This is a genomic window from Dehalococcoidales bacterium (assembly GCA_030698765.1).
Classification (GTDB): Bacteria; Chloroflexota; Dehalococcoidia; order Dehalococcoidales; family UBA2162; genus JAUYMF01.
The window spans coordinates 1-9,084 of record JAUYMF010000044.1 but is presented as its reverse complement, the minus strand read 5'-3'; the positions used below and the strand labels follow the sequence as shown (position 1 = coordinate 9,084).

Below are 9,084 nucleotides of genomic sequence, written 5' to 3'. Positions count from 1 at the left end.
GTCCCGATTGCATCGGGACTCCTCGCAATGACAAATATAACCAACTAAATGCAGAACCGCAGTCAGAGAAGTGTTTGACTTGCCCGGAGCCAAGGATTAAAATAATGGTGGAGGGAGAAAGATGCCGATATATGAGTATCTCTGCTCTTGCTGTAACTCGAAGTTCGAGTTGTTACGTCCGTTAAGCCAGTCGGAGGAGGATGCTGACTGTCCTCACTGCCACAAAAGCGCGGAACGGGTATTGTCTACCTTCGCCTGTTTCACCACAGGTGATGGCGGCATTCCGGCTTCACTGGGCGGCGGGAGTGCCTGCGGAAGCTGCGGCGCCGCCAGTTGTGATACCTGCCATATATAGGTTGACTTTTCCGGCTCAATCCGGCGGTTCTTTTCGCAGTAAATCTCCAGGGGAAGGAAGCGATGTCAGCCTCACCTGTTCCCTCACGCACCGGTATTGCCAATCTGCCTCTTCATTACGGTAAAGCCCCGCGCTGGCTTTTTCAGCGTATGGTCAGGCTGGCCCGCGAGATTACGATTGCCATCGTTGCCGACTTTGGCGCCGAGGAGATGCTGAAACGCCTCTCACACCCATACTGGTTCCAGGCTTTCGGCTGTATCCTGGGCTTTGACTGGCATTCCAGCGGCGTGACCACTACCCTTTGCGGCGCTCTCAAAGAAGGAATCAAGGGGCTGGAACAGGACCTGGGGCTATTTGTCGCCGGGGGAAAGGGACGTACTTCACGGCGCACTCCGGCGGAGCTGGAAAACTGGGGAGAGTTGATCTCAATTAATCCGGCGCCGCTGGTCTATGCCAGCCGGATGTCCGCCAAGGTGGACAGCTCAGCGGTGCAGGACGGCTACCAGCTTTACCACCACGTCTTTATCTTTACCCGTAACAGCTCCTGGGCGGTGGTGCAGCAGGGGATGAATGAAAATACGCGCTACGCCCGCCGTTACCACTGGCTGGGTGAGGCGGTAACCAGCTTTGTCAATGAGCCGCACTCGGCGATACTGTCCGATACCAAAGGGCAGGCGCTGAACCTGGTGGCGGCGGAGAGCGACCCTGCCCGCCAGACCATTACCGGAATCGCTACTACCCTTAAACCGGAATCCGTCCTGGCTGATCTGAAGCGGATAAAGACCCTCGACCTGCCCGCCCGCCATTATCTGACTACCGGCGACCTCCACCCGGACAGCCTGAGCAAGATTATCCTCAGCGCCTACGAGCGCCAGCCGGGCGATTTTGAAGAACTGGTGGGGCTGCCGGGGGTGGGGGCGAAGACTATCCGCGCCCTGAGCCTCATCGCCGAGCTGATCTACGGGGTAGCTCCAAGCTACCGCGACCCCGCCCGCTACAGCTTCGCCCACGGCGGTAAGGACGGCATTCCCTACCCGGTTGACCGCCCGACCTACGACCGCTCAATAAAGTTGCTGTCTAAAGCGATAAACAAGAGCAAGCTGGGTATCCAGGAGAAGAACGAGGCCTTCCACCGGCTCAACAGGTTGGCGGCTGGTGGTTAAAAGCTGACCACTGTTTATTGCTCCGTGTCTGATAGCCTCATTTTGAGGTGTTTGTCGTTGTCCTGCAGTCCCTGCTTGATATAAAGCGGATAACCCAGCGTGCTGGGATTGCCTACATGCACTTCGTAGCAGCCCCGGGCAGTAGCGGCGGCAATGGCCGCTTCCAGGAGCTTGCTACCGATGCCCTTGCCCCGCGCCTGCTCGCTGACGACGAATTCTTCAATGCTGGTGTAGATTCCCCCGCAGCGGATTGCCGTGGGGTATGATAGCGTGATAACCCCCAGCATAGTGCCGTCCTCTTCCGCTACCAGGATAGTCCCTTTTCCATCGTTGTTGACCACCTCCCGGAAGATAGTGATGCAGCGCTGCTGGTGTGCCGGGCTCACACCGGCCTGCCGGGACGGAAGCTGCTGGAAGAGGGTAAAGATATTGCCTTCGTCTTCAATGGTCGCCTGGCGAATTCTGAGCATTGTCAATTCCCCCCCCTGTAGTCTTGATTTCAATCAAATCAAATAAGGTATTTACCCCGTATTCTATTTGTGCTTTATGGTTGAGGCGCCGGAGATACTGATGTTGCCCATGGTTGGGTTCCCCAGGAAATAGAGCCGGGAAGCGTCACGCAGTACCGTGTCCAGTTCTCCCTTGATATTCAGGGTCGCTTCACTGGCGCCGCTGAGGGTGACGTCGGCATTTTGAACCGGAAAACCGGCCATGTCTATCTTGCTGGCGCCGGAGGCATCGACGATAATATTGCTGGCGGCCCCTTTTATCGTAACCTTGCTTGCCCCGCTGACGGTGAGCCTGGTATCACCGGCGTTCAGGTTGCCGTTGATCTCGCTTGCCCCCGATATTTCCAGTTCAGCACCGTCCGCCTCAATATCCTTTGTGTTCAGGTTACTGGCGCCTGATATGTTGAGCTTCAGGTCTTCAGTGGAGTTGAAACCGCTGATAGTCCCTTTGCTGGCTCCGGCCAGTTGCAGTTCGCGCAGTACGGGCATGGTGATTTTGGCCTTCAGTGTTCTGGCTTGCAGGGTAAAATCGGTAAAGGTGTGATGTGGATTGAGGTATATTCTCAGCGTGTCCCCTTCTTTGTCAACGGCGACATAGTCAAAAAAGCTGCTGTCGGCGCTGATGGTGGTGCTGAAGGTGTCCGAGCGGGCTATTTCAATGGTGAAGGTACCCTCGACTCTAACGCGGGTGAAGTCGGTAAAATCTTTTTCCTCGATGATGATTCCGGTCGGCCCGGCTGGCGAGCATCCTGCAAGCGGCAATACCGCTATTAATACTGCCGCCAATATCATCTGGATAACAGCTTTCATATCATCCCCCAATTACCCGGTGGATTTTTATGTATTATGACATCTATTGCGGAAAAAGCAAAGTGTAAAAATAACCATGGTGATGAAAATAGCGGAAACCTGCTGTTGAAAGGTATAATATTCTTGTTCCCCTGAATAAACGAGGGATTGTGCCAATGAACAGAAAGTCCCGCCTGGTCATAGTAAGCGCGGTGATTCTGGCGGCATTGTTAGTTATAGCGGTCTGGTGGAATTTCAGGGCCAGCCGGATTACTGACCTTCCTGCCGTACCTCCGACGGGGCAGACGCCGGGAGGGGAGTTTCCGCAGGACGCACCGCTTGCGGTGTCTCTAGCCCAGAAGCTGGAAATACCCTGGGCGCTTGATTTCCTGCCTGACGGCAGCATTGTGCTCACCGAGCGGCCGGGTAGAGTGAGGCTGGTGGACGCTGAGCAGGGCTTGTTGCCGGAACCGCTGCTGACGGTTGAGGAGGTGGTCCATCGAGGTGAGGGTGGGCTGCTGGGTATCGCCGTGCACCCGGATTTTGCCATCAATGACTTTATTTACGTTTATTATACCTATCAGGGACAGGATGGACTGAGCAACAGGGTGGTCAGGTTCAGAAAGGAAGGCAACCAGCTTATTGATAAGCAGGTTATCCTTGACGGCATTCCGGCGGCTTCGGTACATAACGGCGGTCGGATCAAGTTTGGCCCTGATGGCTTGCTTTACATTACTGCTGGCGATGCTGCTGAGCCTGATTCGGCTCAGAATATTTCTTCTCTGGCGGGGAAAATTCTGCGACTTAACGATGATGGTTCAATCCCGCCGGACAATCCCTTCCCCGGCTCCCCGGTATATTCTCTGGGACACCGCAATCCCCAGGGGCTTGCCTGGGACAGCCTGGGCAGGCTCTGGGAGGTTGAGCACGGTTCCAGCGCCACCGATGAACTGAACATGATTCAGGCGGGCCGTAATTATGGCTGGCCGGTGGTCCGCGGCGACGAGTCCGCCTCTGGCCGGGAAAGTCCGGTGCTGCACAGCGGGCGGGAGACCTGGGCGCCATCCGGGCTTGCCTTTTTGGATGGCTCCCTTTTTTATGCAGGGCTGCGCGGTCAGACTTTATATAAGGCAGTATTAGATGGTGAGCGGGTGACATTGCAGCGTCACCTGGAGAGAAACTTCGGGCGGCTGCGTGATGTGGTCGTTGGACCTGATGGTTTTCTCTACATCCTCACCAGCAACCGGGACGGCCGCGGCGTGCCTGCCGCCGAAGACGACCAGCTAATCCGGCTCAATCCGGGGAAGCTCTGAGTCTGAGCATGTACCATCCAACTCCACCAAGGACTACTGCCATGCCGGCTATTGCCAGGACGCAAAAGAGGGCGGCGTCATACCAGAAACCGGCGGGAAAGAGCATTATCAGGTAGTCGCGGGACGGGTCAAGCTGCCAGAGGTCGTTGGCGAAGCTGAGCAGGTGGAACTGTAAGAATAGCTGGTCGAAGCCAAGCAAAATCGCTGCTCCCATGGTCAGCATCAGTGCCAGGGTAAAGCCGCTTCCCATAACCAGTCCCCGCGCCAGCTGTGGCCAGTATCTCCTCCTCCGCCATAACAGGCTGACCCCGCCGTAGCTGACAACATAAGTCAGCGTCCACAGGAAAATCTGATGGTCGAGTCGGAAGAGGCCTTTGACATCCTTGAGGTGAATCACTTCGCGCTGGTTGAACAAAACAAAAGGCTCGTCATCCTTCATTACAGTAAGGTCAATGTATTCCTCATCCGAGTTGAAGTAGGCAATCAGTCCCCGGGCGGCTTTGTCCAGTTCGGTTCCGGATAAGCCGGTGGTCCGGCTGACGCCGTATTTCTCAAACCCGTAGTGGTAAAGCCAGGGACTGTTTACCAGCCATCCGATGCCGGTGGAAACCAGTAACAGAGGCAGGCACAGGGCAAAGAGCCAGCGGGCGGCAATACCGGGAACTTTCAAATTACACCTCATTGAGATTTTACACCTTCAAGGCTAAAAAGAACAGTTTACCGCCTTTACTTTTCAGTCGCTAAATAGCCGCCGCTATCCGGTCTCTTGCTTGAGCAGAGGGTATGGAAGATTGTAACTTTTGCAGTAGGGGAAGGCCATTTTTGAGTGTAATTATGCCTGGAAAACGCTTGACATTGACCGGGAGATGAGTTAACCTAGGGGCTAATCTAACCAATAAGGAGGAAGTACTATGGCGCTGTCTGAGAAGGTTTCATCAGATTTAATGGCCTGGGAGGTCTACCTCGGTTGGACAGCCCTCTGTGAAGAGTTCAGCTCACCGGAGGACTGGAAGCGACTCGAAAAAGCCAAGTGGCGTAAAGGGGAACTGGTGTTTGACGAGCTGCAGAAGAAGCTGAATATCCCGGCGGGCGACCCCTTTACCGTGGCCAAGGCAATAGGGGACTGGTTCACTTCAACCGGATACGCCAAGATCGAGATTCATAAAGTATCCGATACCCAGATAATGTATGACATGGGCGACCTGATTATGCTGCCTGTACTGTATGACGTGCGTGCCCGGGGGTTCAAGGTATTAGCTCCCGAACCTTCAACCACGGTCTTCTTCGCCGCCTTTAAGAAGCTGTGCAACGTTAAGGCGGAAGATATCCCCGTACCGGAAGACCTGAAGGCGAAAACCCCGAAAGGCATGGGGCGGGAGATGTGGCGTCTTTCACCCCTTACCTAAGGCCGGTAGTTCCAGCAGAGAAACCAGCAGGGATTGGTCTGGGTCATCTATCCCGGGAGTTTGGATGGAGGAATCTTATTCAGGCCAATCTCTCATCATCTTACGATTAAAGAAATGGGAGGGGTGTTCCTATGCCGATGTCTGAGTGGGTTGATTCCCAGTATTTCGCCAGGGAACTGATTTTTGGTTGGCAAGCCATGAATGAGGAGTTTGCCAATACGCCTGAGGAGCGGGGGCGATTGGAGAAATGCAAGTGGCGTACGGGAGAGTTGGTGTTTGACGAGCTGCAGAAGAAGCTGAACATCTCGCCGGGCGACCCCTTTACCGTGGCTAAGGCTCTGGGGGACTACCTGACGCAAGCCGGATATGCCAATATCCAGTTCCATAAAGTGTCCGATACCGAGGTGCTCTATGATATGGGGAATCTGGTGATGATACCGATGCTTCCCGTGGTGCGCAGCATGGGAATTAAGGTATACCCCGGTCCCTCTACCGCCCTGTTCTTTGCCGCTTTCAAGAAGTTATGCAATGTGCAGGCGGAGGGTCTGCCGGTGCCGGAACACCATAAGGAGGGTGTTCCGGAAGATATGCTGCGCGAGTACTGGCGCTTTTCGCCGCTAAACTAGCTCATCCATAACAAGCTCGCTTCTCGGTTTGTCATTGCGAGGAGCACGTTCACTTCGCTCAATTACGGGTGTTACTGAGTACCGGTCGAAGTGATACCGGGTGGTATAGCCTACTTTTGAATACCAGGTAAAAAGGGGGTGATGTATTAGGTATCTTCGATAAGGTCGATACCTGTTTATTAAATTATGCTGGTAATTAAAAATCCAGTCTTTTAAATAGATAAGGTAAATAATAAAGGAGGGAAATAAGATGCCTTTACCTGACAAAGTGAGTATGGTGTGGCAGCGCCGGGAGATCCTCTGTGCCTGGATTGCCTGGCAGATGGAAGTAGGTGATTCCGAGAAAGCAAATGAGACGATGCGCAGAGTTGTCGACCGGAAGGCAGACCTGCACCTTGACCAGGTGGTGAAAGAGAAGCCGTTAAACTCCACTGACCCCGTCACGGTATGCCGGTATGTCGCCGACTACCTGACGGAGAGCGACTATGCCGAGTACCAGGTTGGCAAGGTCTCTGATACCATAATGTACCGTGACTGGAAGAACTGCGTGGAGATGCCGCTCATTCCCTGGGCCTTGCGGGAAATGGGGATGAAGGTTACGCCCAACCCGTCCACCAGCCTGTTCCACGCCGCCCTGCGCCGGTTCTGTAAAATAGACGCGAAAATCATCCGCGGGGATGCTGTGCCCAAAGAGGTGCAGGCACTGACCCCGGATGGCTGGATGAAGCCGGGCGAGTGGCATGAAGATATGTGGGGACGGGAGTACTGGCTGCTTTCACCCATGAAATAGGGTGGAGGATTGACCTGAGGAGTATCGGGGAACTGGCCTGGGTTATTTCTGCCTGGAGATGGTAGCTAAGGGGAATTTATCCAGGCCAGCCCCTTTTCAGGAGCCTGAACACTAACAAGGAGGTGGTACTGTGGCGATATCGGAAAAGGTCAAGTCTGAGCTTTTTAACCTTGAGGTGGGATTATCCTGGCTGGCTTTCGGCGAGGAGTTTGGCAACACGCCGGAGGAATTAGCCCGCCTGGATAAAGCCAAGTGGCGCAAGGCAGAAATGCTGTTCGATGATGTCCAGAAAGAGCTTAAAATCCCGCCGGGCGACCCCTTCACCGTAACCAAAGCGATCGGGGACTATCTGACCAGGATTGGTTACGCAAAAGTCGAGGTCAAAAAGCTGGCTGATGATATTGTGAGATATGACGGGGTTGACATGATTATGATAGAGATGGCTCGTTACCTGAACAGCCGGGGGATCAAGATTTATCCACAGCCCTCGAATTCCCTGTTCATTACCGCCCTCAGGAAGCTGTGCAATGTGGATGCGGTCGATATCCCGCTCTCACCCGAAGACCGGGCAAAGCTGTCCAAGAACGTATACCAGAGGACGTGGCGTCTGGTACCGCTCAGCTAAGAAAGATGAATACCGTTACTGATTAAGCCCTTAGCCAGTACTGGCTAAGGGCTTGTCTTTACCAGATTGGCGTTGTTCAGTTTGATGTGTCATTTAACAAAGCGCTGTTTAAGTCACCAGTACGGGGGGCGGTGTCACTAGAATCCCTCTCTGTTCCAGGTCCTCTATCACGTAGTCCAGTCCCAGTTCTGCCAGAGTGCTCTTGGCGGGGATACCTTCTTTGTCCCAGCCCCTTCTTTCATACCACCGGTCCACCCACTTATTGAGCAGGTCGCGGCTTACGAAGTTAGACCCGGCGGGGCGGGGTATCTTGAAATACCTGTCCGGCAAAATGTCTTCCTGCCTGGTCATACCGGCTCTCACGTTATATGCTCGTACCAGATTGATTGTTCTTCTGGCAATCCCGGTGGCTCTGGCTTCATCGATATCCATGCCCGTGGCTGCCGAAATAAGTTCGGCAATCAGGGAGCGCGGGCTTATCGATGGCCAGGCATAGCGGCCGGCATAAAAGTAGCACTCACCCATGGCGTCAGCCAGAGCGTAGGTTTCCTCATTATAGGTCATAAACTCCACCGCCCCGGCGCTGTCCTCAGCCATCGGGTCTGGTTCCGTCCTGAGGAACTTCTTGAACTCCTCGGGATAAGGGAAGAATTCCGAATTCATGTAGGCTTCCCGGTCCGGGCGTGCCCAGATAGCATCGGGCGTACTGCCCAGGGCTTTGGTCGAGTCTCCTTTATCGTTAATCGCCTCGCAGAGCGCCGCATTATCCTCTCTCTTGAATGGGTGCGGGTCATACTTTTTGACAAAATAGGCGTATTCCTCGGCGCCCCGCCCGATGCGCTTTGCTGCCCAGTAGACGCCATCCGCCAGCACATCCCCGATTCCTTCACGGCGGGTAATCTTCTCCACCAGCCAGAGGGCGACATCAGCGTTCTCCCATTCCAGGTGCATCCCGCCGGTATCTTCTGCGGTCAATATGCCCCTCTGGTAAAGGTCGATAGCGAAGGCGACCTCATTAGCTACCGCCAGGCTATCCAGACCGTACTTTTCAATCAAATCATAGAAGTCCAGGGTGAAGTCCATATCGAACAGCCCGGTGGCGATTGTCGCCGCCCCCCAGGAGGTGCACTTGATGTACATATACCCGCCGTCATTGGGGCGGAGGTAAGTATGGTGGCACCGCTGCGCACAGTTGTAGCAGCCGGTTTCTCTGTCCCTGTTCTCCAGGATAAACTTTTTGGCGACGGTGCGTATGCCGTCGATTTTCCGCTCAAGCTCGGGGGTGGTCAGTCCGCTCCGGTTGTAGTAGTCCCCGTTCCGGGCGTACCCGGCAATGGCGACCCGCCCCTCAAAGACCCCGTCCCTGACCCATTCCGACCGGGCTATAATGCCGTCGCATAGCTCCATAAATCGGATAGGATCGGCCACATTGATGTCCTTCGTGCCGCGGACAGCAATCGCCTTTAACCTTTTATCCCCCATGAGGGCGCCGGCGCCGCCACGGCTGG

11 protein-coding genes are annotated in these 9,084 nt (G+C 54.7%); 7 read left to right on the top strand and 4 right to left on the bottom strand.

The features are described 5' to 3' along the window. Positions 1–121: 121 nt before the first annotated feature. Entirely contained in the window at positions 122–355 is a 234-nt protein-coding gene (locus tag Q8Q07_02335; GenBank protein MDP3879130.1) for a zinc ribbon domain-containing protein, read from the top strand. A gap of 62 nt (positions 356–417) precedes the next feature. Next, the gene (locus Q8Q07_02330) at positions 418–1,518 is read left to right on the top strand and encodes a DUF763 domain-containing protein (protein ID MDP3879129.1); all 1,101 of its coding nucleotides are present in this window, start codon (positions 418–420) and stop codon (positions 1,516–1,518) included. Positions 1,519–1,532: 14 nt separating this feature from the next. On the opposite strand, the gene Q8Q07_02325 is transcribed toward Q8Q07_02330, so the two are convergent. Together Q8Q07_02325 and Q8Q07_02320 are read right to left on the bottom strand one after the other, a co-directional pair. Further along, on the bottom strand, positions 1,533–1,988 hold the full coding sequence (locus Q8Q07_02325; protein MDP3879128.1) for a GNAT family N-acetyltransferase: 456 nt from the start codon (positions 1,986–1,988) through the stop codon (positions 1,533–1,535). Between the two features lie 63 nt (positions 1,989–2,051). Further along, positions 2,052–2,837, bottom strand: a complete 786-nt coding sequence (locus Q8Q07_02320) for a head GIN domain-containing protein (protein MDP3879127.1) — start codon at positions 2,835–2,837, stop codon at positions 2,052–2,054. 155 nt (positions 2,838–2,992) lie between these two features. Between Q8Q07_02320 and Q8Q07_02315 the strand changes: the two genes are divergently transcribed. Further along, on the top strand, positions 2,993–4,129 hold the full coding sequence (locus Q8Q07_02315) for a PQQ-dependent sugar dehydrogenase (protein MDP3879126.1): 1,137 nt from the start codon (positions 2,993–2,995) through the stop codon (positions 4,127–4,129). Here the strand turns inward: Q8Q07_02315 and Q8Q07_02310 are convergent. Further along, complete coding sequence (locus tag Q8Q07_02310; protein MDP3879125.1) at positions 4,110–4,799, bottom strand: TIGR01906 family membrane protein; 690 nt, start codon at positions 4,797–4,799, stop codon at positions 4,110–4,112. The two genes, Q8Q07_02315 and Q8Q07_02310, sit on opposite strands and share 20 nt — an antisense overlap. Before the next feature lie 241 nt (positions 4,800–5,040). On the opposite strand from Q8Q07_02310, the gene Q8Q07_02305 reads away from it, so the two are divergent. The 4 genes from Q8Q07_02305 (at position 5,041) to Q8Q07_02290 (ending at position 7,576) form a co-directional block, all read left to right on the top strand. Continuing rightward, positions 5,041–5,535, top strand: a complete 495-nt coding sequence (locus Q8Q07_02305) for a hypothetical protein (protein MDP3879124.1) — start codon at positions 5,041–5,043, stop codon at positions 5,533–5,535. A gap of 131 nt (positions 5,536–5,666) precedes the next feature. Then, positions 5,667–6,161 carry a hypothetical protein gene (locus tag Q8Q07_02300; protein ID MDP3879123.1) on the top strand — a complete coding sequence of 165 codons (495 nt, stop codon included), beginning with the start codon at positions 5,667–5,669 and terminating at the stop codon, positions 6,159–6,161. Between the two features lie 250 nt (positions 6,162–6,411). Continuing rightward, positions 6,412–6,951: a hypothetical protein gene (locus Q8Q07_02295; protein MDP3879122.1), complete on the top strand. Its 540-nt coding sequence runs from the start codon at positions 6,412–6,414 to the stop codon at positions 6,949–6,951. 130 nt (positions 6,952–7,081) lie between these two features. Further along, positions 7,082–7,576, top strand: coding sequence for a hypothetical protein (locus Q8Q07_02290; protein ID MDP3879121.1), 495 nt, complete (start codon positions 7,082–7,084; stop codon positions 7,574–7,576). A gap of 108 nt (positions 7,577–7,684) precedes the next feature. Here the strand turns inward: Q8Q07_02290 and Q8Q07_02285 are convergent. After that, positions 7,685–9,084, bottom strand: a 1,400-nt coding sequence (locus Q8Q07_02285) for an aldehyde ferredoxin oxidoreductase C-terminal domain-containing protein (protein MDP3879120.1), incomplete at its 5' end; no start/stop codon positions are given.